We start from the raw sequence: 25,962 nt of genomic DNA on the forward strand, positions 1-25,962 counted from the left end.
ATAGATGTTAATATAAGTTCGAAAATGTTGTTAATTTATAGAAATTAAAAATATTATCTAAAAATATTATAGTATATTTATCCATTAGAATTACTTTATGAAATTATCTTTTATTGAAGTATACATAATTGACATAATATGTTATAAGCAATATAATAAATATATAAAATTTATTGTAAGAAATGTTTTTCTTTATGAAAGGAGATGTTTTTAATGAATGTAAAAGTAAAGGTGATGACAGTTTAAAACTAAATATGGGCAAAAATGTGACCTGAAGTTAGTACTTCATGTGAGGGTTGCCTTTTGCAATAATAGATAACCTTTCATAAAACACTAACTATTTAGGATAGTAACGCCACAGAAGGGTGGTGTTTTTTTGTACCCGTAGATAGTAGCCAAATTAAAAGGGTTACTTGTCTACGGTATTTTTATGCCCATTTTTAGTAATTGAAAAAATATTTTGAGAGGAGTGATGTAGTATGAAAAGTTTAAATAAATATTTAAAAAGCTTAAGAGGTAAATTAAAAAATTCTTGTGAAAGTATGGAGGAATTAGATGAATAATATAAAAATTAGAAATTACGGATACTCAGAGTTTTATGAAAGACAAATAGAAGCACTTAACTTAAGGGAGAAAGATTTGATACCAGGCAGAGTTGTGGAGGTGCACAAAGAGCAATATAAAATTGTAACAGAATTTGGAGAGAAGTCTGCTAAATTGAAAGGCTCTATCTTTTACAATGGTGATATTAATAATATTTATCCTGCGGTGGGGGATTTTGTTTTAGTAAAGAATAATCCTTATGGTGAAGATATAATTTATATAGTATTAGATAGGAAAAGTAAATTTTCTAGGATGGATTCATTTTATGGAACAGAACAAGTGGTAGCCACTAATTTTGATTATGTTTTTGTTATCACATCCCTTAATCATGATTTTAATATTAGAAGGATGGAGAGGTATATTACCTCCGCTTGGCAAAGTGGAGCTATTCCTGTAATTGTTCTAACCAAAGCGGATTTATGTGATGACTACAGTGAGTATGTAGAAAGTATTGAGAAAATAGCTTTAGGAATTAAAATAGTTGCTGTAAGCTCCGTTACTAGAGAAGGTATAGAAGATTTAAGTGAATATATAAAACCTAGTAAGACTATTGTATTTCTTGGTTCCTCTGGTGTAGGAAAGTCTTCCCTGGTAAATGCCATGGCTCTTGAGGATGTAATGAAAGTTAATAGCATAAGAGAGGATGATAGTAAAGGAAGACATACCACTACTCATAGACAGCTTATTATGCTTAAAAATGGAGCTATGATAATTGACACACCAGGAATGAGAGAGCTAGGCGTGTGGAATGTAGAGGAGGGGTTAGATGTTAGCTTTTCAGATATTGAGGAGTTTGAAAGCAGGTGTAAGTTCCGAGACTGTAACCACAAATCTGAACCGGGATGTGCAGTAAGAGAGGCCATAGAAAATGGAGAGCTTTCAAAGGAACGATGGGAAAGCTATGTAAAGCTTAAAAAAGAAGCTAAATTTGCAATGTGGAAAGAAAGTGAAAAAAATAGAATTGAGTTAAAAAAAGGATCAAAGAAGAAGTATAAAAAGGAAGAATTAAATGTATCATTAGATTTAGTTGAAAGTGGTTGGTCATACTCTGAGGTTTCAAAGGATACAAAATTAAATAAAAGTATCATTGCAAGAGAAATGAGAAAAAGGCTAAATTTAAAATCAAAAGATCAGATAAAATAAGAAAAAATATTAAGAATACCTGTTGACATTGACGTTACGTAAAGGTGTACAGTTATGTTGTAAGGAGAAATTAAGATATTCTTTAGTGTTTTAAAATCACTATACAAGGAGGGGATGGTATGGAATATACAGTTCAAAAATTAGCTAAAATAGCAGGCATAAGCTCTAGGACCCTTAGGTATTATGATGAGATAGAAATTCTAAAGCCGGCAAGGATTAACTCATCAGGATATAGAGTTTATGGTGAGGCAGAGGTTAATAGGTTACAGCAGATCCTCTTTTATAGAGAGCTAGGTGTAGGCTTAAGCGCTATAAAAGAAATAGTAACATCGTCTTCCTTTGATGGGTTAAAGGCGCTGAGAGAACATCGTGAAAAACTCCTGGAAAAAAGAATGCAAATAGAGTTGTTAATAGCTAATGTAGATAAGACCATAGCTTTAACAGAAGGGAGAATAGAAATGAGTGACAAAGAAAAGTTTGAAGGATTTAAAGAAAAACTTATAGAGGATAACGAGAAAAAGTATGGTGAAGAAATAAGATCAAAATATGGTGATGATGCAGTTAATGCATCAAATAAAAAAATTAAGGGTATGGCAGAAGAACACTATTCTCAGTGGAAGCTTCTTGAAGAGAGCGTGATTGAAGTTCTGAAAGAGGCATATGCTTCCGGTGATCCAGCAGGGGAACTTGGTCAAAAAGCTGCAGACTTGCATAGGCAATGGTTAAGCTATACTTGGAATAAATACTCTAAGGAAGCCCACGCTGGGATTGCTAATATGTATGTAGAGGACCAAAGATTTAAGGCATATTATGATAAGGAACAACCAGGCCTGGCTGAGTTTCTTAGAGATGCTATTTTAATTTATACTCATAAATAGGGTGCCAAGCACGTGACAAGCGACATAAGCGGCCATTCCAAATCTTCTATTTGGAATGGCCGCTTACTTTAGTAGGCAGATTTGTCACTTGTAATATTTAAATTAATTATTCCCAATAATAATGATTAGGTGGTATGATGATAAAGCTAGGCAAATATCTAGTCCTATTTGAAGAGACTATAAAATAAAGGTGGTATAATATGCGAAATATAAAGATGACAATACAATATGATGGAAGCAGATATAGAGGTTGGCAAAAACAAAAGGATTTAGAATTAACTATACAAAGTAAAATAGAAAATGTGTTATCTAAAATGACTGGGGAAGAGGTTCAAGTGGTAGGATGCGGAAGAACTGACTCTGGAGTGCACGCAGAAAATTACATAGCAAATTTCCATACTCATTCCATTATGAGTATAGAAGCAATGTTGGATTATTTATATGAATATTTACCTGAAGACATAGTAGTAAAATCCATGAAGGATACCGGTGAAAGATTCCACGCTAGATATAATGTGAAGTCAAAAACCTATATTTACAGAATAAATAACAATAGTTTTAGAGATGTATTTAACAGAAGATATGTTTATCATTTGAATGAAAAGCTAAACTTAGATGATATGATAAAGGCATCTGAAGTTTTAATTGGAACCCATGATTTTCAGAGCTTTACCAGCTTAAAATCTAATACAAAACCTACTGTTAGAACAATAAACTACATAAATATAACAGAAAATAATGGCATGATAGAAATAGAAGTGAATGGAAATAGCTTTTTATTAAATATGGTAAGGATAATTACAGGTACTCTATTAGAAGTAGGGAAAGGAAATCTTAAACCACTAGATGTAGAAAAGATATTAAATGAAAAGAAGAGATCAGAGGCAGGACCTATAGCACCTGCTAAAGGATTATGTTTGAAAATAGTTAATTATTAAGAGTTGCCAGCCACGTGACAAATCTACTTACGTCACTTGTCACGTGTCTGGCAATCCCTATATTCTGTAGGTGAAAAGCCTGTTTTGCTTTTAAAAATACGACTAAAATAATGCTGGCTGCTATAGCCTACTTTTCTTGCAACTTCATTAATAGAAAGATTAGGATCATTAGAATTTAGAAGTTCCATTGCAGCGGATAGTCTAACTTCTGTGAGATACTCTGAAAAGGACAATCCTAACTTTTGTTGAAGCGCCCTAGTTAAACAAGAGGGACTAACATAGCACTTATCAGCCATGAGCTGTAGATTAATGCCAGTCATATTATAATTTTCCTTTATATAATTTATGACCCAATTTATATTACTAGTAAGTTTACTTTTACAAGTATGCTTATTTAGTAATTTTTTATAGTCTTTATATAAGGAGAAAATACCGTTTTCTAAGACCATGTAGCTACATTCAAGTTCATTTCCGGTATCTCTTATCCAGTTTTTATTTAAGTGATTTAAAACATCCTCTATTTCTCTATTATTCAGCCTAAAGATTAATATTAGATAGGATTCTATATAAAAAGAGTAACCCGAAATATAATCGCTAAGATTATTTAATACTAAACACTCCTTTATTACTTTTGCTTTATCATTTATGATAAATAATGCTATTTTATCAGTACTTTGAAAGTTTAAAACTTTTAATTTATCTTCTATAAAAGAAGGCTCCATTTCATTTTCTAAACATGTTCTTAATATATTTTGCTGAATTAATATTTCATTTTCTTGTAGTTCTTTTTGAGAAAGTGTTATAATTTGCTTTTTGGAAATTATTTTATTATGTTCATGTGCTGCTTTTTCAATACATTGGTAAAGGTTTAATCGATTAATGGGTTTTAATAGATAATCAAAAGCTCCTAGCTGTAAAGCTCGTCTAGCAAATTCAAACTCATCATACCCGGAAATGATTATTGTGATGGTATCTGGTAGAAGATCTTTTACTATTTCTAAAAAATCCAGTCCATTTAAAAAGGGCATATTAATGTCTATAAGCATTATATCGGGTTTATGTTCTTTTATAATTGTTAAAGCCATTTCTCCATCTGAAGCTTCTCCTATAACTTCTAAGCCTAGATCGTAGGATAGGATCATGTTTTTTAAGCCTTTTCTTATGGTAGCTTCGTCATCCGCTATAAGTACTTTTATCATCTAATCCACCTCATTAACTATAGGTATTTTTATAATAACTTCAGTTCCATTACCAAAAATACTGGAGATTTTTACTCCATAACTTGTCCCATAGGCTAATTTAATTCTTTCATTTACATTAAAGAGACCAAAGCCTACATTATTATTTTCTTCTCTTATTTCGTGTAATTGGGAATTAATTATTTTTAATTCTTCTGCATTAATGCCTATACCATCATCTTTAACGGTAATACAAATATCATTATTCTCTTTAAATATACTAATTCCTATAAGTCCTTTTGATCTTTTATTTTTAATGCCATGATAAATAGAATTTTCTACTATGGGTTGGATTAGTAGTTTTAACACCTTACATTTCTTTAAACTTTCATCAAATAGAATAGTATATTCTAATATATCCTCATAACGTATCTTTTGAATTAACAAATAACTTTTTATATGCTCTATTTCTTCACCTAAGGTTATAATTTCTTTTCCTTTGCTAATGGATATCCTAAAGAGATTAGATAAAGCTGTAATCATGTCTGCAACCTCAAAGTCATTAACTTCTATAGCCTTCCATTGGATGGTGTCAAGAGTATTATATAGAAAGTGAGGCTTGATTTGAGACTGGAGGGCTTGAAATTCCGCTTTTCTTTTCTTATTTTGTTCTGTATATACCTTATTTATAAGATCGTTTATTTTAGTAAGCATATTATTAAAACTTTTCCCAAGTTCTGCTATTTCATCATTGCCAGTGATTTTGTAATAGCTGTTTAAGTTTCCATCTTCAACTTTTGCCATTAGTTTTTGAAGTACTCTAATGGGCTTCACCACTGAAGAAGAAAATAGTATAGAAATTAATATGGAGATTATAAGAAGTATAACTCCGAAGATAATAATTAGATGTATCAATCGGTTAGTGTCTTCATACATTCTATTTAAGGAAATAATAATTCCTAAAGACCATCCTTTGGCATAGGGAATGGAAGCGTACTTTAAAGCTGCTTTCCCACCATCAGGCTTTACTATGGTATGAGTCCCTGATTCACCTTTTAACATATTTTCTGAGGCTTCTTTAAAACCTTTATAGCCATAATAATCCATGTTTTTGATGTTAGTTTTGGCACCATTTTTAGAGGTGAAAATGTTTCCATCACCATCCATAATCCATGCTACTCCATCTTGTAAGGTTATACCTGAAGCAATTTCTGATAGCTTAGATAAATTTATTGCACCATCTATAAATCCTACTTTTTTACCTTGAACATTGTAAATTGGATAGGCTATAATCACAATGGGTTCTGAATCAGATTTAGATATTATTGGATTACTAATAATAAATTCTTTATCTGTGCTTAAGGCTTCCTGAAAATATTCTCTATTATTTATATCTATGGTAACATCATCATTAATCCACCCTTTGCCTTCTAGGCTAACAACTGCAAAGGTTTCATTTTCGTTTCCATATTTACTGTTTACTTTTTTATTTAAACTTCTTATATAAGGTCTTATCATATCCATATCCATGGTTTTGAACATTTCATTTTCACTAATAACTCTTAATTCACTGATTCTTTGATACAGCCATGTGCCAACTTCATTTGCTTTAGCATCAATAATTTGTTGGTTTAAGTCCTCGGTTAAAGGTATATTTATATTTTTAATCTGCAGGTTTACTAAGTATAAAAGAATTAAAAAAGTAGCTGTTATTGATAATATAAATCCAGTTAGTATTTTACTTCTAAGGGTTTTCAGAAAACTCACCTACTTCAACCATTACTACAGTTTAAATATTAATCTTTTTTAAAAAATATGTCAATTTATGATGAATTATGTATATACATTAAAATAGCTATCTTCGCCAATGAATATTAAATCAATAGCGAAGATAGCCTCTATAAATATAATTAATTTTTAATTATTTTCCTTTAGCCGCGTTAACACCTGCTATTCTACCAAAGACTGAAATATCTGCCATGGCATTGCTACCTAAACGGTTTGTACCATGTACACCTCCAGTTACTTCTCCTGCAGAGTATAGGCCTTCTATAACTTTTCCTTCTTTAGAAATTACATGAGTCTCATCATCGATTTTAATTCCGCCCATGGTATGATGTACTGCTGGAACTGCCTTCATTAAGTAATATGGACCAGCTCCGAACTCTGTTAACTTACCTCTTTTATTAAAATCGGTATCTTTTCCGCTTTTAGCAAAAGTATTATAACGATTTACTGTATTTTCTAGCTCTTTAGCATCTACACCGAAGAAATCAGCTACTTCTTTTATAGTGTTTGCTTTTACAAGCAATTTATTAGTTATTAAGTATTTCATTTCTTCTGGATGATTTTCAGCTATTTTACTTATTTTTGTAGTATTTTCATCCCAAAACTCATAGGTGCATTGTCCAGTTTGTTGAGTTATTGCATTAGAGATAACATCTCTTCTTTCTAGCTCTTCAACAAATCTTTTACCTTCTTTATTAACAAGTATTGTACCGCCTACAAGTCTTGCATCATCCATGTACAAAAGCATACCTGATAATGGATCGCAAATAGGGTATGTTTGTATATATTCCATTCCTACTAAATCTGCACCTATAGCTTCTGCCATAACTATACCATCACCGGTAGACCCAACACTGTTGGTAGAAAGTATCTTTTCATCAATTTTTGGGTTGTACTTCTTTCTCATTTCTATGTTTCTTCCGAAACCACCTGAAGCCATGACAACTCCATTTTTAGCATTAAACATTATTGTTTTACCGTTTTTCTCAGCTTTTACTCCTGTTACTCGTCCTTTATCATTAGTCACTAATTGTGAGGCTTTAGTGTTTAATTTTACTGGAATTTTAAGCTCATCTACTTTAGCTTTAAGCTTTTTAGTGATTTCTCCACCGGAAGCTCCTTTAGGGACTAAACTTCTTTTTACAGAATGTCCTCCAAAGAACATTAATTCATCTTCAAATTCCACTTTTATATAATCTTTAAGCCAAGTTGCTGCAGCTAGGGCATTGTCAGCAAGTTTTCTTACTAAAGTTTTATCATTTTTATTATCTCCGCCCTTTAAAGTATCATTATAATGAGTATCTGCACTATCTTTAATATTTTCTTTAGCTTGAAGCCAATTTTCTGAAGCAGCAAATTCTCCACCGGAAATCATTGTGTTTCCGCCTACAAAACTCATTTTTTCTAATATTACTACATTTGCACCAGCATTTTTAGCTTCAATGGCTGCTATCATACCAGCACCGCCTCCTCCTATGACTACTACATCATAGTTTTGCTCTGCTGCTTCTTCTTTCTCTTCAACTTTTTTTACTTTAGCCAGATTATTTGCATTGGCACCAGCTTTTGCTAAAGCTGAATTTATGGCTTCCATTAACCCTTTAGTAGTTATGGAAGCACCGCTTACCATATCTACATCTGGACTATTGTTTGCTATAACTTTATCAATCATTTCTTTTATAGCAGCTTCACTAAGACCTTCTGTATCGTGGCTTTCAATAACTTTAATCTCTTTGATTATAGAATCTTTGATAGTTATTTCAGTAACTATTTTACCGCCTTTTCCTTCACCTTCACCAGTGTACACACCATCTTTGATACCTTTTTTATCAGTACCTGCCTTGGTAGAACAACCACCCATTGTAAAGATCATCATTAATGTTAGTAATAATCCTACAACTTTTTTAAAGTTTTTCATGAGTTATACCCCCTTAGTCGTTTACATTGTCAAAATATTAACTATGTCATTATCAGTATAACTCCTATGAATTAATAAGTATTTAGACTATTTTTCAGGTTTTTGCACTTTTATGATATTTTGAAAAGAGGGAGGTGCCAGGCACGTGACAAGTGACATACTGTGAATTTCATAATTTGTCACTTGTCACGTACCTAGCACCTTTGATATTATAAACATATAATAAATAAGAAAAGGAATTGAAAAATGGATAAAAGCATAGAAATGATGAAAAAGCTAATTGAAGAAAAGAAACAAAAGGGATCTAATTCTAGAAATAGTAAGAAAGCTACTAAGAGTATTGGTAAGGGGTCAAAAGGTGCTAGGACTGGTAATGGGGGAGGACTATTTGATAAATAAAGCATAACACCTGAAAATTAGTATAACATAAGCATTTAAAGGAAACCTTTTTACAAAAACGATTTCTCAGTCTAAATAAAAGCTATCAGTATAATTTACTGATAGTTTTTATTTATCACTTGTCACATGCCTTACATCTTTTAAAGAATTATAAATATCTAATGAAAATAATTATTAATTGATAGAAAACTTAGTAAATCATATTGGCAAACCTATAAATTATTGTTAGAATTAAATTAAGAGCAGAGTAGAAATTTGTGCGTTAAGTGCTATGTGAACGGGGAGTTGTCACGTGGACGAAGAGGAAACTTGCGGTACAGATTTCGCATCCCGCTGCTACATATAGAAGATTACTTCTTTATGTAGCAACAAACATAAAGGAGGTAATTTTATGAAAAATTTAATTAATTCAATTAAGTCATCTGCAAAAGAATTAAGTAGTACAGTGACATTAACTGTTACAGCTATGCTGACAGCTTTAAATGTTATACTTCATTCAGTTACTACTATAGTAATTAATAACTTTTTGCAGATAAGATTTTCTTATTTGGCTGTGGCCTCTATTGGATTTTTATATGGACCAGTGGTAGGGGGGCTAGCAGGAGCTCTAGGAGATATAATAAAATATGTAGTTAGACCTACCGGAGCATTTTTTCCAGGGTTTACTCTAAACGAATTTATAGCAGGATTTTTATTTGGAGCAATATTGTACAAGAAACCCATTACCATAAAAAGAGCCTTTTTTGCAAAATTTTCTGTCATGGTAATTGTAAACTTGATACTAACACCACTTTGGCTTTCTATGATGTATGGAAAAGCTTTTATGGTGATTATGGCAGGGCGTATTATTAAAGAGCTCATTATGCTTCCAATAGAAACGGCTTTATTATATCTTTGTATTAAAGCTGTAACCAAAGCTAAACCAGTAAGGGTTAGTTAATATAATTTTAGGAGAGATAAAGGATATCTTACTCTGCCCTTAGAAATTCTAAGATTATATAATAAACTTAAATAGATGAGAATAAAATATTTAATATTATGGTTAGAGGGGTTATTATGAAAAAGTTACTGATTGTAGTGGATTATCAAATGGATTTCGTTAGTGGAAGTCTTGGTTTCCCTAAAGCAGCTAAATTAGAAGAAGGTATTTACCAAAAGATAAAAGATTATAAGGAAAATAACCAAGATGTGATATTTACTTTTGACACTCATGATATTCAATATCTTCAAAGTCAAGAGGGGAGAAAGTTGCCTTTGGAACATTGCATTAAAGGTAGCGAAGGATGGAAGCTATATGGTAAGGTAGCTGAGCTTTGTGATAAGAATACCTTAAGTTATGAGAAACCTACCTTTGGATCTTTAGAATTAGCAGAATACCTTAAAGATAAAGAATATGAGTCCATAGAAATTGTAGGGCTTGTTTCTAATATATGCGTTATTTCTAATGCTGTTTTAGCAAAAACTGCATTACCTGAAGCTGAAATTGTTATAGATGCTTCTTGTACTGCCAGCTTTGATGATTCATTAAATGAAAAAGCCTTAGATGTGATGGAAGGCTTACAGATGAAGGTAATAAACAGATAGTTTCTTTATAAAAAAGTATGATTATAAATACTAAACTTTAATAATAAGAAGTAAAATATTAAACTTATATAAAGCAAAGTAACTAGGGGAAACTCCTAATTACTTTGCTTTTAGTAATTATTAATATATAAAAGTGATTTGTCAGCTATCTATACTACTTATAGATCGGTAACATGTTTCCATGAGCTGCAATAAGGTCATCGCATAAGTTTTTAATATCATCTATAGATAATTCTGATGATGTATGAGGATCTAACATGGCAGCATGGTAAATAGCATCCTTTTTCTTTGTTATGGCTGCTTCAATGGTTAAAAGCTGTACATTTATATTGGTTTGATTTAGAGCTGCCAGTTGAGTAGGAAGTTCTCCTACAAAACAAGGAGTGATACCGCTCCTGTCCACAAGGCAAGGCACTTCTACGCAGGCTTTAGATGGCAGGTTTATAATAAGTCCTGTATTTAAAACGTTACCACCTATTTTATAAGGAATATCTGTTTCCATAGCTTCCATGATATATGAACCATATTCATGAGTACGGCTATGAGTTAGCTCTTTATTTTGTACAAGCTCATCACGCATCTTGTTCCAACTCTCTATTTGATTTATGCAACGCCTTGGATATTCATCAAGAGGGATGTTGAATTTTTTTATAAGTTCTGGATACTTGCCTTTTATAAAGTAAGGCATATATTCAGCATTATGTTCGCTAGATTCTGTAACATAATACCCAAACTGCTTCATAATTTCATATCTCACCATATCATTATGAGGACCTTCTTTTTCTAATGCACGTTTTTTTATTTCAGGATAAAGGTTCTTACCGTCTCTTGTAACTTCAAGGAGCCATGCCATATGGTTTATACCAGCGATTTTCCATTGAATATCCTTATACTCCATGCTTAAGTCTTCAAATAAATTAGGTACACAGGTTTGGACACTATGGCATAAGCCTACAGTTTTAATGGGTGTATATCTGAGCATTGCTCCAGTTAACATGGCCATAGGATTGGTATAGTTTAGGAAAAGAGCATCTGGACAAACCTCTTCCATATCTTTAGCGAAATCTAACATTACTGGTATTGTTCTTAAGGCCCTAAATATTCCACCTATTCCAAGAGTATCTCCTATAGTTTGTTTTAGACCATATTTTTTTGGAATTTCAAAATCTATTACTGTGCTGGGTTCATAACCACCAACTTGAATAGCATTAACTACATACTTAGCTCCACTTAAGGCAGCCTTCCTATCGGTATAGGAAACTATTTTAGCATGGCCGCCTAAATTTTTATTTATATTGTTAAGCATTAATTCAGATTCCTTAAGTCTTTCAAGATTAATGTCGTATAAAGCTATCTCTGATTCCTTGAGAGAGGGTGTAGTCATAACATCTCCCAATATATTTTTTGCAAATACTGTGCTTCCTGCCCCCATAAAAGTAATTTTAAGCATCTAATATTCCTCCTTACCATTTTTCTTAATTATAGTTTGTTTTTCTAGGCTTGCTAATGGTAAAATGTTATTTGTATATAGTAAAATGTTGTTTAATTATATAGGGAGAAAATAATTATGTTTAGTCAAGGTAATGATATTAAAAGGGATGAGGATATACAGATTTATCATTATGGTATGGAGAAATGTGATAAAGGTCATAGTTTTGGACCAGCAGTTAGAGATCATTTTTTAATTCATTTTATTTTAGAGGAAAGGGTGTTTACAAGACTAAAGATAAAACTTATAATTTAGAAAAGAATCAGGCATTTTTAATAGTACCTGAAGAAATAACTTATTATGAATCAGATTTAGAAGACCCTTGGAGTTACTGCTGGATAGGATTTAATGGATTAAAAGCTAACCATATATTAAAGCAAGGTAATCTTACTTCTAAAAATCCTATACTTACCTTTGGAGATATCTCTAATATACCAAAACTAATGGAAGAATTATTAAATGCTGATACAAAAGAAGTAGGTAGTAGCTTAAAATTAAAAGCAATGCTTTATTTGATACTAGCTGAAATACAAAGGGTTAATTATGCTTTTGATAATGAAAGAAATATGAATTGCTATACAGATGAATACATAGAAAAAGCAATAGATTATATTCATAAAAATTACTCTCGCAATATTAAAATAGCAGATGTAGCAAGATATATAGGTTTTAATAGGAGTTATTTTAGTAAGATATTTAAAGGAAATATGAACATTTCTCCTCAAACCTATCTTATACAATATAGAATGAAAAGAGCTGCAGACCTTCTTAACTCAACAAATCTATCGGTGGGCGACATTGCTCGTTCCACTGGATACGGCGATGCCCTTTGTTTTTCAAAGGTATTTAAATCTGTCATTGGAGTAAGCCCTTCCAAATATAGAGAAAAAACTATAAGGGAAAATAATAATATTGATGGATAAAAAAATAATGTGGGGAGAGTGAAGTAATGATGTGTATATTTTTTTATAAAACCGATATAGGAGAAATTGCAATACAGGAGAATGAAGGAAGTATATGTGCTATGTACTTTGAAGGAGAAACACTGCCGTCGGATTTGGACATAATTGAGACTCCAGTTTTAAAGGAAGCTGCCTATGAACTAAATAAATATCTTAAAGGTGAGCTTAAAGAGTTTTCATTGCCACTTAAACTGTTAACAGGTACAGATTTTATGAAAGAAATATGGCAAGTGCTTAAAGAGATACCTTATGGACAAACCTACACCTACAAGCAGGTGGCAGAAAAAATTAACAGGCCTAAAGCGGCTAGAGCTGTGGGCCTTGCTTGTAACCGAAATCCCATACCTATTTTCATTCCTTGTCATAGAGTAATAGGTAGCAATGGAAATCTTACAGGATATCTTGGAGGAGTGCATATTAAAGAAAAGTTATTATCACTAGAGAAGAGTAGCAAGATGCTATAATTAGTAATGAAGCTATGGTTATAATAAAATCATAGCTTCATCATTATTTTCCGTTTATTATTTAAGCTTTTTTTTAAAGAACTGCAAAACAAATAAAGCAATGACTGCTAAGCCTAAAATTACATAGATTACATTAGAATATATTTCCATAAACCTCAATATTTTTTCCCAAGACTCTCCTAGGGCTGCCCCTGCACTTACAAGGATGACATTCCATATTAATGTTCCTGCAGTAGTATACAACAAAAAAGTATTTAACTTCATGTTGGACATGCCAGCGGGAATAGATATAAGGCTACGGATGAGAGGAATCATGCGACAGAAAAAAACGGCTCTGTTACCATAGCGATGAAACCAAGTATCAGCCTTATGGATATCCTCAACTTTTAGGCGAAGTATATGTCCCCAGCGTTTTACTATATTTTCAAGTTTAGCTATGTTAATTATGCGCCCAACTTGATAGAGCATAAAGGCCCCTACTATTGATCCGGCGGTGGCCGATGATACTACACCTAAAATTGTCATATTCGTGTTGGTAGTCATAAAACCTCCAAAGGTGAGTATAACTTCTGAAGGAATAGGTGGAAAAATATTTTCAATAAGTATTAATAAAAAAGTGCCTAAATATCCGAAGTGTTCCATAAAGTTTGTAATCCAAATCTGCATAATATTTATACCTCTCCTAAATAGTAATATATAATTAATAATATGATTTTTTATCTTAAAAAGGAATCTATTATATAAAAATCATAACAGATATATATTAGCAATTAAAGATAGGTAAAGGTTTAGAATTCTTAAATATTCCTTACATTTAATAAAAACATAGATCTATAAATTTTTTAACAAATGAAGAATTGAGATATAAGTTATTAACTTGCCTATGGTTTTTACTTTTCTTTAATTATAGTCTATTTTTATAATCTTGCTAATGGTAAAATGTTAATTGAAGGGTAGTCATCACCTTTGTATTATGATTATTTTTTATTTGGTACGTATTAACAAATAACTAATATATTTACTAGTAGAAAAGCTGATGAATATAGATTATGATAGTTATTGGTGGACAAAACCAAATAGATATAGGATACAAGTAAGTAAGTGAAACTAGCAATATTAATAATATTAATAAGCAGAAATTAAGGTGGAATACATGAAGAATAATAGAAAATATGAATATGGAAATTATGTAGATAAATATAAAGATAAATATGAAAAATTAATATTTATGGATTTGGAAATGAATTATTCTAAAGAGGTTCCACATGGAGAAGTAATAAGTATTGGTGCTTTAAAAACTGATAATCATGGGAAGGTTATAGATACCTTTTATAGCCTTATAAGACCTCAATCCAATACTTCTTTAAGTGAAAGGTGTATGGAAATTACAAAATTGGAACAGAGGGATTTAGATAACTCTAAAGACTTTAATGAGGTTTTTAAGGAGTTTAACCATTGGTGCGGGCAGGGTAAGGGGTTATTTATAACTTGGAGCACTGCAGATGCAAGGGTATTAAAATTTAACGATAAAATGGGCGGCTATAGACTAGAAATTATAAATCAGATTAGAAAAAACTATTGGGATTTTCAAAAAACCTTTTCTTATGAATATATTAAAAGGAATAATGTAATATCCTTAGACAAAGCATTAAAGATGTTTAATATAGGCTTTATTGGAAAAAGGCATAATGCTTTAGATGATGCAGCAAATTTATATAAGGTATTTTGTATGTGGGAGAAAAGTATTGATGCTAAAATGAATGAACAGGTATCCAACTTAAAAGAACGCTTTTTATAGGTTTTAATTCGCATAATTAAATAATATGCAATGTGTAAAAGCATACACAAATTTAATTTAGTTAAATTTGTGTATGTTTTTTAGATTTGTACAAAAAATTCGGGATTTGTGCAAATACAAATGAATGGAACTTTATTAAAATAAAGTTGTTAAAAAATTAACTTACTGAACGGGGGGGATTCATTTTGAAGAAATTTAAAAAGATAATTGCAACATTATTATTAATGACTTTAGTATTTGCTATGTCGGGTTGTGGTGCAGGAAAAAAAGCTAAGGCTTTAACAAATGGAACCTATACTGGTGAAGCAGAAGGAAAAGGCGGTTTAATAAAGGTAGAGCTTGCCGTAGCAGATGGAAAAATATCAAAGATTGATGTTAAGGAACATCATGAAACTGCTGGAATTGGTGATCTTGCCATGAAGGAGATCTCTAAAGCTATTATAGAGAACCAAAGTGTTAATGTAGATACTATTAGTGGAGCGACTATAGCTTGTGAAGGCTTTTTAAAAGCTACAAAAGGAGCTTTAAAGGAAGCGGGAGCTAAGGATGAAGACTTCAACAATCAAAAAAAAGTAAATCTTATTCAACCAGAAAAAGAAACAGAACAAACTTATGATGTGGTTATAATAGGAGCAGGTGGAGCTGGGCTTGCAGCTGCTGTGGAAGCAAAGGAAAGTGGAGCAAAAGTAGCTATAATAGAAAAAATGCCTTTAGTAGGGGGAAATACTTTAGTTTCAGGAGGAGGATTAAATGTTCCAAATAGTCCTCAGCAAAAAGCAAAAAATATTCAAGATAGTGTACAATCCTTCTATGAAGATACATTAAAAGGTGGAGATAACAAGGCTAATCCTAGTCTTGTAAAGATATTAGCGGAGAATGCACTTGATGCATCAAAATGGTTAGTGGACTATGTTAAGGTTGAGTTTATGCCAGACAGGCTTCAACAGTTCGGCGGACATTCTGTTCCAAGAGCTCTAATATCAAAAGGAAATCATGGTACAGAACTTATAGAAAAGCTTACAATTAAGGCAAAAGAGCTTGGTGTAGATTTTAAGATGAATACCACAGCTAAGGAATTAATAGTGGATGAAAAGGGAAAAATAGCAGGAGTAAAAGCTACAAACCCACTAAATCAAAGTCTTACCTTTAAAGCTAATAAAGGTGTAGTTATCGCTTCAGGTGGTTTTGGTTCTAATGCCGAGATGAGAAAGAAGTATAATCCTGAGTTTGATGAAAAATACCTAACTACAGATCAACCTGGTACTACTGGTGATGGTATAATAATGGCTGAAAAAGTAGGAGCTAATCTTACTCAAATGGAATATATTCAAACTTATCCAACATGTAATCCTGACACAGGAATAATATCTTATGTAGCAAATTCAAGATTTGATGGAGCTATCCTTGTAAATAAAGAAGGTAAGCGTTTCGTAGAAGAAATGGAAAGAAGAGACGTTATATCTAAAGGTATATTAAATCAAACTGAAGGTGTAGCATACTTATTATGGGGACAAGAGGTTGAAATTGTAGGTAATATGACACAGGTACATACGGATGAATATAATAAAATGGAAAAAAGCAATGTGCTTTATAAAGTAAACAGTATTGAAGAAGCGGCAAAAGCATTTAAAATAGATGTAGATACTATGAAGGCTACAGTAGAAAGATACAATAAGTTTGTAGCAGAAGGCAAGGATAAGGACTTTAATAGAAGAGGACAAATATTATCCATAGAAAAAGGACCTTTTTACATACAAAAGGTTAAACCATCTATTCACCATACTATGGGGGGAATAGTTATTGATGAAAATGCCAGAGTAATAAATAAAGATGGAAAAGCTATAGAGGGTTTATTTGCAGCAGGAGAAGTTACTGGTGGAATCCACGGAACTAACCGTTTAGGAGGAAATGCAGTAACAGATGTAATAGTATTTGGTAAAATAGCTGGTAAAAACGTATCAAAATAGCAAGAAATATAATAAAGGTCTACAGGATAGAAATTTCCTGTAGACCTTTGTTATGAAAAGATAATTTGATAAAATGAAATGGGTTAAATTTATTAATCTCAGCAATTAAATCATTAGAGGATGTGAATTTTTGAAATCTAAATCTATTTACTGGCAGATACTTAGAAGCTTTTTATCCATTATACTAATATTTATTATATTTTTTATTTTCATGACCAATAATCTTATAAAGAATAGAACTAATAAGATGATAATTAATTTACAACAAGACCTAATTAATGCGAAAGCTAGTGAGATGTCCATGTGGCTAAAGGTGAGAGCAGATGAGTTAATTATTTTAAAGGAAAATGAGCATATTAAGAATTTTGATATAGAAAATTCAGTAAAGTATTTGAAAGCTATCCAAAGTGCAAGAAAGGATATTTATGATTCCTTTAGTATAACAGATTTACAAGGCAACACTTGGGTTTCTGATGGCAGTAAATTTAATATAAGGAATAGAGATTATTTTAATAAAGTGTCCAAACTATATTTAGGATTTAATGTAAGTAAGCCTTTAATATCTAATTCCAACAAAGAAAATATAGTTATATTTACTATACCTATATTAAAGGATAACGGTAATAAATTAGGTTATTTAAATGCTGCGGTGCTTATTGATAAGCTTTCTGAAGTGGTGGCGGATATTAAAATCAAAGATCAAAAGTGTTGGATAGTAGATAACGATTCTAATAAAATTATTGCAAATTATTATAACGGATACAGCATAAGTTCTTTACCTATAGAAAACTTACAAATTAATGCTAAGGATTACATATTTCTAAGTGAAATAGAAAATGCACCTGATTGGAGTTTAGGAATAAATATTCCTAAAGAAGAGGTAAATGGAGATGCTGATAAGCTTATAAAAATAATATTATTTAGTGGAATTACACTATGTATATTGATACTAATTATGTGTATATTTTTCACTAAAAATATAACAAATCCCATCACATCTTTAAGGAACATAATGAAAGAAGTTCAGCATGGTGATTTTAATAATAGATTCAATGACAAAAGTACCTATGTAGAAATACAGGAACTAGGAAGCTCTTTTAATACCATGGTAGATACCATAGATAAACTTCTTAATAAGGTGGAGTTTGAGCAAAAGGTAAAAAGGGAAGCAGAGTTAAAAGCCTTATATTCTCAGATAAAACCTCATTTTTTATATAATACATTAGATACTATACAATATATGGCATTGGATTACGAAGCCTATGATGTTATGAAGGCCATTGAAGCACTTACTAATATATTTAGAATAAGTCTTAGCAACGGAAAAGAAGTTATTAAACTAAAGGATGAAGTTAAGCATATTGAAAGTTATCTATTTATACAAAAGCTTAGATATGAAGAAAAATTAAATTATAAGGTTAATTGTGAAGAAAACTTATTAGAATATAATATATTGAAATTAACCCTTCAGCCCATTGTGGAGAATGCTATATATCACGGTATTAAATTTATAAAAGCAGAAGGAGTTATAGATATAAATATTAAAGAAGAAAATAAGAAACTTATATTACAGGTGGAAGATAACGGGATAGGCATAGGCGAAGAAAGACTAAACAAAATAAATTCATATATTCATGACTTTAAACAAGAAAAACATTGTAATGAATCCTATGGGCTTTTAAATGTAAATGAACGAATTAAATTAGCTTTTGGAGAAGAATACGGAATATATATTGAAAGTAAAAAATTTAAAGGTACAAAGGTAAAAATAGTATACCCTTGCTTAGGTGAACCTCATGAGTAAGATGAAGCTTCTAATGATGAACTTACATAGGAAGGAAAAATATGAGTAAAGTAGATATGTGCAAAATAATGATAGTAGATGATGAACCTAAAATAAGGAGAGGACTTATAAAAAAAATAAAACTATTAAACTTGCCTATTGAAGAATTTATAGAATGTGAAGATGGGAAAAGTGCCTTAGAAAAGTATAGGATTCATAAGGTACCCATCGTAATTGCAGATATTAATATGCCTTATATGAATGGCCTTGAATTTATACACAATATTAACTCCATACAAAAAGAGGCTGCTATAATAATTTTAAGTGGCTATGATAGGTTTGATTATGCACAAAAAGCAATAAGTCTAAATGTAATGGAATACTTATTAAAGCCGGTTTCTCAGGAGGATTTACATAAGACTCTAATAAAGGCATTGGATAATACAAAAGCTCTTTGGACAGATAATAGAGGCTTAACAGATACAGTTGCTAGAATTAAGGGTTATATAGAGAAAAATTATTATAGTGAAAATTTAAATCTAACTTCAGTAGCTGCTTTCTTTGAGTTATCTGAAGCATACATAAGCAGTTTAATGAAAAAGGAACTAGGGTTAAGCTTTAATGAATATGTTACTAATGTAAGAATAGAAAGTGCAAAAAAATTGTTAAAAGAACAAGGTAGAGCTATTAAGATTTACCAAGTAGCAGAGCTGGTAGGCTATAATAGCCAGCACTATTTTTGCAGAGTTTTTAAAAAAATTACTGGGGTGTCACCTATAGAATATATTTCACTAAATTTTCATGTGAAAGACTAAACTTACTAAATGTGCATTTTCAAAAGTAAGTTATATAAAATTATATAATGAAATAAATTAATATAAAGTATACATATACTATGAAAGAAAATGATTTACATAATGCTTTGATTAAATTACATATTAGTAAAGGAAAATAGGGTTTAGTGTAGAATAGTAATTTAATGTGAAGAATTTGTAAAAAGTTAATTGTTATATATTATTTCATAGGATTATATATAAGGAAATGAAAAAAGAGAGGTGCATTGGAATGGCAATAGTAGAAGTAGTAAAGTATAATGGCAGCCCTGATGTATTTGCATGGAAATATCCTAGAGAAGAGCTAGGTACGTGGACACAACTTATAGTAAATGAATCACAAGAAGCAATATTATTTAAAGGTGGCCAAGCCTTGGATTTATTTGGACCTGGTAGACACACATTAGAAACTGCTAATATACCAATTTTAAATAAAATTATAAACCTTCCTTTTGGAGGTAGATCTCCTTTTACAGCAGAGGTATGGTATATAAACAAATTATATTCTTTGGATGTAAAATGGGGTACACCCAGCCCAATACAAATTCAAGATCCAAAATATAAGGTGTTTGTACCACTTCGTTCCTTTGGACAATTTGGAATCCAAATAGAAGATTCCAGAAAGTTCTTATTGAAACTGGTAGGTACAGTTGGTGTATTTGATAAGGATAGTATATTAAAATATTTTAGAGGTCTTTATCTTACTAAGGTTAAGGATTCTATATCCTCTTATCTAGTGCATAATAAAGTTAGTGTATTAGAGATAAATGCTTATCTGGACGAATTGTCAGAACATTTAAAAGAGAAGATGGTTCCTGAAATGGCGGAGTATGGCATTAAGCTGGCTAATTTTTATGTTAATGATATTAATGTTCCAGAAAGTGATCCTGCGGTGATGAAGCTTAAAGAAGCTCTTGCAAAGAGAGCAGAAATGGATATAGTAGGTTATAGTTACGTTCAGCAACGTTCCTTTGATACTTTAGAAGGTGCTGCTACAAACCCAAGTTCTGGTCAAGCCGGGTTTATGGGTGCAGGACTAGGTTTAGGTATGGGGGTTGGAATGGGTACAGCGTTAGGCCCTCAATTTGGAAATTTAGCAGGGAATATTAGCACTAAGGATGAAAGTAAAAACTGCCCAAACTGCCATGGAGAAATGGAAAAAAGTAAAAGATATTGCAGTGAGTGTGGATTTGACACTGAAATTAGCAAGGAAAATGAAGATAAAAAGTTAGTAAATTGCAGTAACTGTGGTTTTAAGTATAATAATAACGTAAAGTTCTGCCCTGAGTGTGGAGATGCTTATAATCCATGCCCTAACTGCATGGCTGACTTAAAGCAAGGAGAAGAAGTGTGCCCTGAGTGTGGGAAATCCCTTCCGAAGCCTTGTCCCAATTGTAACACTGTGATAGATGGAAACTATAAATTCTGTCCTGAATGCGGCACATCACTTATAAAAAGATGCTCAAATTGCAATGTTGAAATAAATGGATCGCCAAAATTCTGTCCTGAGTGCGGAAGTAAGCTATAGCCGCAGCTAGGGAAAGGAGGATTTAAATGGATAGAAGGAATAAAGTGTTTTCCAATATTGCCATAGGTGCAATTGTGATAATAATAACCTTGGTGCTTTTCTTTGTAGGCTTTGAAAAGGTAGAAAAAACCAATTTAGATTATTTGGCTTTAATGTTTATATTGGTTTCTGAAACTGCCTTATTTGGGGGTCTAATTCTTTTGATTATCAATGAAGCTCCCATGAGCGGTATTATAATTAGGTCAGGGATAATATCTACCTTAAGCATTTATTGGTTGCTTACCATAATAACTTATCTTATTTATAAAAATGCTTATAAAGATAGCCTAGGGGGATTTGTAGCAGTACAACTTATACTATTGGCTTTAGCTGCTATAATTTCCATTAGTTTATTTATGGCAGCATCTAATGTACATGCATCTAATACTAAAATAGAAAGTAGCAGGGTATTGCTTCAAGATAGCGAAAATATGGTGTTTAATCTTAAAAATCAAAAAGCTTATGCTTTGCACAAGGATTCCTTGGATAGGCTTTATGAAACTATTAAGTACAGCGATAAGGTTGCATCAGATAGCAGCATAGATGAAAGAATTAAGGAGCATATAGTAAATCTTTCAAATAACTTAAGGGAAAAACATGAGGATAAAGAGGCGATCAATGAATGCATAGAAAATATTATCACTCTTGTTAAGGAGAGAAATATGGCAGTTCATACAGCTAAAAGAGGAGGCCTTTAATGAGAACAAATGAAAACTCTAAATCTGCTATTATGAAAAATACTATCATTGGTAAATTTGCCAGTGTTATTGGTTGGATCATAACCTTATTTACTTTGCCTATAACAATAGTAGGTATAGCTTCTCCTAATGAAGAGGGCAAGGTCTTAGCTTTGGTGTTTTTCTTTATAATTCTAGGTATTGGTATTTGGCTTATTACCTTTGGGGTAAAAACTAAGAGAATAATTAAAAGGTTTAAACAATATGTATCAATAATAGATGGCCAAGGGGATAATTCTATTGAAAATATTGCTAGTGCCACAGCTCATTCTATAGATTTTGTCATGAGGGATATTGACATAATGATAAAGAAAAAATATTTTATCGATGCTTCTATTGATTTTGCATCTAAAGAACTTGTATTTAAGAATAGAGTAGTTCAGTCTGATTCAGAAGTAAAACCCGTGGATTCTAAACCTTTAGAATATGTTAAGGTTAACTGCCAAGGATGTGGTGCAACCAATAAGATAGTAAAAGGTAAAGGTGGAGATTGTGAATTCTGCGGTTCGCCATTGGTTTAAAATATTATTTGGAGGAATTTTTAATGTCAATTAATAGTTCGAATAATTATAATAACTCCAGGAATAGAAGTGGGGTTAATAAGGAAGAATTACCTAAATGGCTGGATTGGCGTATTATAATAATTACTTTTATTTTCTTTTGGCCATTAGGTATATATTTTATATGGAAAAGAATAGACTTAGATAAAAAATCTCAATTAAATCTAGGAAGAAACTTGGTTATTGCAGGTTGGGTGCTAACAGTACTTAGCATTATTTACTTAATTGGTGCGTTGGGTGATTCTACTATAGCTGTAGGAGATATGATTTTCACTGTATTGTTATTTGGTAGTAGCGGTGTAGGTTTAATTGTCCTTGGAAAGAAAAGTAAGAAAAATGCAGAAAAAATAAAAAAATATATAGCATTGGTGGTAAATCAAGAAGTTACCTCTATAGAAGATATAGCTACTGCCGTGGCACTGCCTTATGAAATTACTAAAAAAGATATTCAAAAGATGATAGATAAAGAATATTTTGCAGGTGCATATATTAATGAGAGTACTAAAGAAATTGTTTTGCCTAATAATCGCAAACAAGGTGATGAAAAACAAGATTATATAAATGTTAATAAACCTAATGCCGAAATGCTGGTAGTAACCTGCAAAGGTTGTGGAGCAAACAATAAAGTAACAAAAGGTTCCGTGGTAGAATGTGAATTTTGTGGTTCACCAGTGGGTGGAAATTAGAAGCTGAAAATAAAGTTAGTTATGATTTTCATAATAAACTAAGATTTAAACAAGTAAATAGAATAATATGTTTTTTAAAGTATATAGTATAATAAATCTACTTTACTGCAAAACCTCTACGAAAAATTTTCGTAGAGGTTTATTTATATTACAATAATATATATTAAAACCTATATAAAGCGTAATTATCGCGTATCGGTCACGCTATGATTAAGAAGAGATTGTATTAATAGTTGAATAATATAGAAAAAACTCAAAAATATAGTTTCGAAAACTGTTGACTTATTTTACGAAAATATATACAATGTAAACGTAAGCATTTCGAAAATACAGGAGGTGGAGTTAATGTCCCTTTGGAATATTGAATTAAATGAATACAATAAATATGATAATGAAAAATACGAAACTATTTTTACTTTAGCTAATGGATACAAGGGATTAAGAGGAGCATTAGAGTTCTCCAAAGTGGGTAATAAAGGTAATTTAATTGCTGGAGTGTTTGATAAATCTTATGCTCAGGTTACGGAAATAGTAAACTGCCAAGATCCTCTAGGATTTAATATTTACATAGAAGATGAACTTGTAGACATAGATGAATGTAATATACACAAGTTTAATAGAACTTTAAATATGAAAGAAGGAGTATTATACTCGGAAATTTATATATCAACTAAAAGCGGAAAAACTATGAATATTAAATCAGAGAGATTAGTGAGTAGGAATAATGTTCATAGGTGGGCTAGTAGATATGAAATTTCCCCGGGAAATTTTAGTGGTAAAGTATTTATTGAAAATATTATAGATGGAACAGTAACCAATAGTACCAAAGATCCTATGTCCAGGGCAAAACACTTTCAGGTTGTAGGCTCGTATGACTTAGAGCCAGGAATGGCTTTGTTAACTAAAACTTTTGATAAAAACATACAAATTATAGAAGCCACAAGAATTATTAGTGAGAAGGATAATGGAAATGCTTTTAAGTTTAGAAAGTATAGTGAAATAGGTGAAAAAGTAGTAGAAGTATACGAAACCTTTCTAAAAAAAGACAATCCTATAACCATTTATAAATATGGTACAAGCTATACTTCAAGAGATACGCAAGAAAATCTAATTAGTATAGCCTCGAAGGATTTACAACTTTTTGTTAAAGAAGGTTATTTAAAAGAAAAACAGGACCACATAAAAGTTTGGGAAAACATATGGGAAGATACAGATATAAAAATAGTAGGTGATGATTTAGCACAGTTAGGAATAAGATTTAATTTATATCATTTATCATCCTCCGCTTATGAAGGAGATGATAAAGTCAGCTTAGCTGCTAAAGCACTACATGGAGAAGGATATAAAGGTCACGTGTTCTGGGATACAGAAACATTTATGTTACCATATTTTATATATACAAGGCCACAGGTAGCAAAATGCCTATTGATGTACAGATATAACACTTTAAAAGGTGCTAGAAAAAATGCTGAATTAACCGGTTATAAAGGTGCCAGATTTCCTTGGGAATCAGCGGATGACGGTATGGAAGTTACTCCTAAATGGGGGTTTGACTATGATGGGAATCCAGTAAGAATATGGACTGGAGATGAAGAATACCATATAAATTCTGATATTGTGTTTGCTATAGTAGAGTATTATAGAGCCACAGGGGATAAGGATTTTATAATTAAATATGGCTTAGAAATACTGTTAGACACCACAAAGTTCTGGCAAAGTAGGGTGGAATATAACAAAGAAGAAGATAGATATGAGATTAATTGTGTTATAGGACCAGATGAATTTCATGAGCATGTGAATAATAATGTTTTTACAAATTATTTGGCTAAATGGAGCATTAAAAAGACATTAGAATTTGCAGAATGGGTTAAGACCGAAGATGAAAGTGTGTTAAAAACACTGTGCAACAAGCTGGGTATAACAGAGGAAGATTTTCATGAATGGAATGAGATACAGAAAAAAATATATATACCAACTAGCCAAAATGGCATAATTATAGAACAATTTCAAGGGTATTTTAATCTAGCTGATATACCTATCATACAACATGACGAAAATGGAATGCCTATGTGGCCAAATTTAGGGGAATATAAATTAGGAGAAACTCAACTAGTTAAACAAGCTGATGTAGTACAACTCATGATAATGCTTAGTGAAGAGTTTTCACAAGAAATCATAAAAGCAAATTATGAATATTATGAAGCGAGAACTATGCATAAATCTTCATTAAGCCCATCCATGTATTCAATACTAGGTTTAACTGTTGGTGACACTCATAATGCATATAAATACTTTATAAAGGCTCTTTATACTGATTTAAGAGACAATCAAGGTAATACAGATTTTGGACTGCATGCAGCTTCCACTGGTGGTTCATGGCAAAGTGCTATTTTTGGTTTTGCAGGGTTAAAAGTTAGTAAAGAAGGTGATTTAAGTATTAAGCCATGGATACCGGAGCATTGGAGATGTATGGAGTTTAACATAAATTGGAGAGACGCAAGAATTAACATAAGAATTGAAAAGGAAAACATATTTATAAAATCCGATAAACACACTAGCATAACTGTTTACGAGAAAAAAATTAATGTTTTAGCTAATAATTTCGTGAAAATTCCAAGGTAGGCACTTATCTTTAAATGTACTTATAGATATAATATAGACATAATACTAAAATTTAGTAGTTTATA

General features: G+C 31.4%; 23 protein-coding genes, 1 pseudogene and 1 riboswitch. Of the genes and pseudogenes, 19 read left to right on the plus strand and 5 right to left on the minus strand.

Annotated features, from left to right (window positions below; translation table 11 throughout):
- The first annotated feature begins 555 nt into the window (after positions 1–555).
- From rsgA to truA, 3 genes are all read left to right on the plus strand, one after another.
- On the plus strand, positions 556–1,746 hold the full coding sequence (gene rsgA, locus BUA82_RS02170) for a ribosome small subunit-dependent GTPase A (protein WP_073004212.1): 1,191 nt from the start codon (positions 556–558) through the stop codon (positions 1,744–1,746).
- 119 nt (positions 1,747–1,865) lie between these two features.
- Entirely contained in the window at positions 1,866–2,624 is a 759-nt protein-coding gene (locus BUA82_RS02175; RefSeq protein ID WP_083599740.1) for a MerR family transcriptional regulator, read from the plus strand.
- Positions 2,625–2,824: 200 nt separating this feature from the next.
- Positions 2,825–3,562 carry a tRNA pseudouridine(38-40) synthase TruA gene (gene truA / locus BUA82_RS02180; protein WP_178140672.1) on the plus strand — a complete coding sequence of 246 codons (738 nt, stop codon included), beginning with the start codon at positions 2,825–2,827 and terminating at the stop codon, positions 3,560–3,562.
- Between the two features lie 32 nt (positions 3,563–3,594).
- Here the strand turns inward: truA and BUA82_RS02185 are convergent, their stop codons facing one another.
- The 3 genes from BUA82_RS02185 to BUA82_RS02195 form a co-directional block, all read right to left on the minus strand.
- Positions 3,595–4,761 carry a response regulator transcription factor gene (locus BUA82_RS02185; RefSeq protein ID WP_073004215.1) on the minus strand — a complete coding sequence of 389 codons (1,167 nt, stop codon included), beginning with the start codon at positions 4,759–4,761 and terminating at the stop codon, positions 3,595–3,597.
- Positions 4,762–6,507, minus strand: coding sequence for a cache domain-containing sensor histidine kinase (locus BUA82_RS02190; protein WP_073004216.1), 1,746 nt, complete (start codon positions 6,505–6,507; stop codon positions 4,762–4,764).
- 154 nt (positions 6,508–6,661) lie between these two features.
- Positions 6,662–8,446 (minus strand): flavocytochrome c, encoded by a 1,785-nt coding sequence (locus BUA82_RS02195; protein WP_073004217.1) that lies wholly within the window; start codon positions 8,444–8,446, stop codon positions 6,662–6,664.
- A gap of 246 nt (positions 8,447–8,692) precedes the next feature.
- On the opposite strand from BUA82_RS02195, the gene BUA82_RS20570 reads away from it, so the two are divergent.
- From BUA82_RS20570 to BUA82_RS02205, 3 genes are all read left to right on the plus strand, one after another.
- Positions 8,693–8,845, plus strand: a complete 153-nt coding sequence (locus tag BUA82_RS20570) for a hypothetical protein (protein ID WP_178140673.1) — start codon at positions 8,693–8,695, stop codon at positions 8,843–8,845.
- Positions 8,846–9,086: 241 nt separating this feature from the next.
- A riboswitch (THF riboswitch) is annotated at positions 9,087–9,183 on the plus strand.
- 53 nt (positions 9,184–9,236) lie between these two features.
- On the plus strand, positions 9,237–9,785 hold the full coding sequence (locus BUA82_RS02200; RefSeq protein ID WP_073004218.1) for a folate family ECF transporter S component: 549 nt from the start codon (positions 9,237–9,239) through the stop codon (positions 9,783–9,785).
- Between the two features lie 116 nt (positions 9,786–9,901).
- Positions 9,902–10,429 carry a cysteine hydrolase family protein gene (locus tag BUA82_RS02205; RefSeq protein WP_073004219.1) on the plus strand — a complete coding sequence of 176 codons (528 nt, stop codon included), beginning with the start codon at positions 9,902–9,904 and terminating at the stop codon, positions 10,427–10,429.
- A gap of 154 nt (positions 10,430–10,583) precedes the next feature.
- On the opposite strand, the gene melA is transcribed toward BUA82_RS02205, so the two are convergent.
- Positions 10,584–11,879, minus strand: a complete 1,296-nt coding sequence (gene melA, locus BUA82_RS02210; protein ID WP_073004220.1) for an alpha-glucosidase/alpha-galactosidase — start codon at positions 11,877–11,879, stop codon at positions 10,584–10,586.
- Between the two features lie 117 nt (positions 11,880–11,996).
- Here melA and BUA82_RS20575 point away from each other — a divergent pair, with 117 nt between their 5' ends.
- From BUA82_RS20575 to BUA82_RS02220, 4 genes and pseudogenes are all read left to right on the plus strand, one after another.
- The gene (locus tag BUA82_RS20575) at positions 11,997–12,173 is read left to right on the plus strand and encodes a cupin domain-containing protein (RefSeq protein ID WP_178140674.1); all 177 of its coding nucleotides are present in this window, start codon (positions 11,997–11,999) and stop codon (positions 12,171–12,173) included.
- A 14-nt stretch (positions 12,174–12,187) separates the two neighbouring features.
- A pseudogene (locus BUA82_RS21080) lies at positions 12,188–12,376 on the plus strand (AraC family ligand binding domain-containing protein); the annotation flags it as partial.
- Positions 12,362–12,841, plus strand: a complete 480-nt coding sequence (locus BUA82_RS21085) for an AraC family transcriptional regulator (RefSeq protein WP_083599771.1) — start codon at positions 12,362–12,364, stop codon at positions 12,839–12,841. The pseudogene BUA82_RS21080 and the gene BUA82_RS21085, both read left to right, overlap by 15 nt.
- A 26-nt stretch (positions 12,842–12,867) precedes the next feature.
- A complete protein-coding gene (locus BUA82_RS02220) occupies positions 12,868–13,344 on the plus strand; it encodes a methylated-DNA--[protein]-cysteine S-methyltransferase (RefSeq protein ID WP_073004221.1) in 477 nt (158 codons plus the stop codon).
- Between the two features lie 57 nt (positions 13,345–13,401).
- Here BUA82_RS02220 and BUA82_RS02225 read toward each other — a convergent pair whose 3' ends face one another.
- The gene (locus BUA82_RS02225) at positions 13,402–14,010 is read right to left on the minus strand and encodes a DedA family protein (protein WP_073004222.1); all 609 of its coding nucleotides are present in this window, start codon (positions 14,008–14,010) and stop codon (positions 13,402–13,404) included.
- A gap of 487 nt (positions 14,011–14,497) precedes the next feature.
- Between BUA82_RS02225 and BUA82_RS02230 the strand changes: the two genes are divergently transcribed.
- The 9 genes from BUA82_RS02230 (at position 14,498) to BUA82_RS02270 (ending at position 25,897) form a co-directional block, all read left to right on the plus strand.
- Positions 14,498–15,142: a 3'-5' exonuclease gene (locus BUA82_RS02230; RefSeq protein WP_073004225.1), complete on the plus strand. Its 645-nt coding sequence runs from the start codon at positions 14,498–14,500 to the stop codon at positions 15,140–15,142.
- A 185-nt stretch (positions 15,143–15,327) separates the two neighbouring features.
- Positions 15,328–17,109, plus strand: coding sequence for a flavocytochrome c (locus BUA82_RS02235; protein ID WP_242948909.1), 1,782 nt, complete (start codon positions 15,328–15,330; stop codon positions 17,107–17,109).
- Between the two features lie 130 nt (positions 17,110–17,239).
- Complete coding sequence (locus BUA82_RS02240; RefSeq protein WP_073004227.1) at positions 17,240–18,913, plus strand: sensor histidine kinase; 1,674 nt, start codon at positions 17,240–17,242, stop codon at positions 18,911–18,913.
- Between the two features lie 41 nt (positions 18,914–18,954).
- Positions 18,955–19,707, plus strand: a complete 753-nt coding sequence (locus BUA82_RS02245) for a response regulator transcription factor (protein ID WP_073004230.1) — start codon at positions 18,955–18,957, stop codon at positions 19,705–19,707.
- A gap of 250 nt (positions 19,708–19,957) precedes the next feature.
- A complete protein-coding gene (locus tag BUA82_RS02250; RefSeq protein ID WP_073004233.1) occupies positions 19,958–21,253 on the plus strand; it encodes an SPFH domain-containing protein in 1,296 nt (431 codons plus the stop codon).
- 26 nt (positions 21,254–21,279) lie between these two features.
- Positions 21,280–21,990 carry a hypothetical protein gene (locus tag BUA82_RS02255; protein ID WP_073004235.1) on the plus strand — a complete coding sequence of 237 codons (711 nt, stop codon included), beginning with the start codon at positions 21,280–21,282 and terminating at the stop codon, positions 21,988–21,990.
- Positions 21,990–22,550, plus strand: a complete 561-nt coding sequence (locus BUA82_RS02260; RefSeq protein ID WP_073004237.1) for a hypothetical protein — start codon at positions 21,990–21,992, stop codon at positions 22,548–22,550. The genes BUA82_RS02255 and BUA82_RS02260 overlap by 1 nt, the downstream gene beginning before the upstream one ends.
- A gap of 23 nt (positions 22,551–22,573) precedes the next feature.
- Positions 22,574–23,275 (plus strand): hypothetical protein, encoded by a 702-nt coding sequence (locus tag BUA82_RS02265; protein WP_083599741.1) that lies wholly within the window; start codon positions 22,574–22,576, stop codon positions 23,273–23,275.
- 345 nt (positions 23,276–23,620) lie between these two features.
- Positions 23,621–25,897 (plus strand): glycoside hydrolase family 65 protein, encoded by a 2,277-nt coding sequence (locus BUA82_RS02270; protein WP_083599742.1) that lies wholly within the window; start codon positions 23,621–23,623, stop codon positions 25,895–25,897.
- Positions 25,898–25,962: the final 65 nt, after the last annotated feature.

The organism is Clostridium amylolyticum (genome assembly GCF_900142075.1).
GTDB classification, from domain to species: Bacteria; Bacillota; Clostridia; order Clostridiales; family Clostridiaceae; genus Clostridium_AA; species Clostridium_AA amylolyticum.

Excerpts from the sequence above, each read along its gene's own strand:
- rsgA (WP_073004212.1), top strand. The coding sequence starts at position 556 with ATGAATAATATAAAAATTAGAAATTACGGATACTCAGAGTTTTATGAA.
- BUA82_RS02175 (WP_083599740.1), top strand. The coding sequence starts at position 1,866 with ATGGAATATACAGTTCAAAAATTAGCTAAAATAGCAGGCATAAGCTCT.
- truA (WP_178140672.1), top strand. The coding sequence starts at position 2,825 with ATGCGAAATATAAAGATGACAATACAATATGATGGAAGCAGATATAGA.
- BUA82_RS02185 (WP_073004215.1), bottom strand. The coding sequence starts at position 4,761 with ATGATAAAAGTACTTATAGCGGATGACGAAGCTACCATAAGAAAAGGC.
- BUA82_RS02195 (WP_073004217.1), bottom strand. The coding sequence starts at position 8,446 with ATGAAAAACTTTAAAAAAGTTGTAGGATTATTACTAACATTAATGATG.
- BUA82_RS20570 (WP_178140673.1), top strand. The coding sequence starts at position 8,693 with ATGGATAAAAGCATAGAAATGATGAAAAAGCTAATTGAAGAAAAGAAA.
- BUA82_RS02200 (WP_073004218.1), top strand. The coding sequence starts at position 9,237 with ATGAAAAATTTAATTAATTCAATTAAGTCATCTGCAAAAGAATTAAGT.
- BUA82_RS02205 (WP_073004219.1), top strand. The coding sequence starts at position 9,902 with ATGAAAAAGTTACTGATTGTAGTGGATTATCAAATGGATTTCGTTAGT.
- melA (WP_073004220.1), bottom strand. The coding sequence starts at position 11,879 with ATGCTTAAAATTACTTTTATGGGGGCAGGAAGCACAGTATTTGCAAAA.
- BUA82_RS20575 (WP_178140674.1), top strand. The coding sequence starts at position 11,997 with ATGTTTAGTCAAGGTAATGATATTAAAAGGGATGAGGATATACAGATT.
- BUA82_RS21085 (WP_083599771.1), top strand. The coding sequence starts at position 12,362 with ATGGAAGAATTATTAAATGCTGATACAAAAGAAGTAGGTAGTAGCTTA.
- BUA82_RS02220 (WP_073004221.1), top strand. The coding sequence starts at position 12,868 with ATGATGTGTATATTTTTTTATAAAACCGATATAGGAGAAATTGCAATA.
- BUA82_RS02225 (WP_073004222.1), bottom strand. The coding sequence starts at position 14,010 with ATGCAGATTTGGATTACAAACTTTATGGAACACTTCGGATATTTAGGC.
- BUA82_RS02230 (WP_073004225.1), top strand. The coding sequence starts at position 14,498 with ATGAAGAATAATAGAAAATATGAATATGGAAATTATGTAGATAAATAT.
- BUA82_RS02245 (WP_073004230.1), top strand. The coding sequence starts at position 18,955 with ATGAGTAAAGTAGATATGTGCAAAATAATGATAGTAGATGATGAACCT.
- BUA82_RS02250 (WP_073004233.1), top strand. The coding sequence starts at position 19,958 with ATGGCAATAGTAGAAGTAGTAAAGTATAATGGCAGCCCTGATGTATTT.
- BUA82_RS02255 (WP_073004235.1), top strand. The coding sequence starts at position 21,280 with ATGGATAGAAGGAATAAAGTGTTTTCCAATATTGCCATAGGTGCAATT.
- BUA82_RS02260 (WP_073004237.1), top strand. The coding sequence starts at position 21,990 with ATGAGAACAAATGAAAACTCTAAATCTGCTATTATGAAAAATACTATC.
- BUA82_RS02265 (WP_083599741.1), top strand. The coding sequence starts at position 22,574 with ATGTCAATTAATAGTTCGAATAATTATAATAACTCCAGGAATAGAAGT.
- BUA82_RS02270 (WP_083599742.1), top strand. The coding sequence starts at position 23,621 with ATGTCCCTTTGGAATATTGAATTAAATGAATACAATAAATATGATAAT.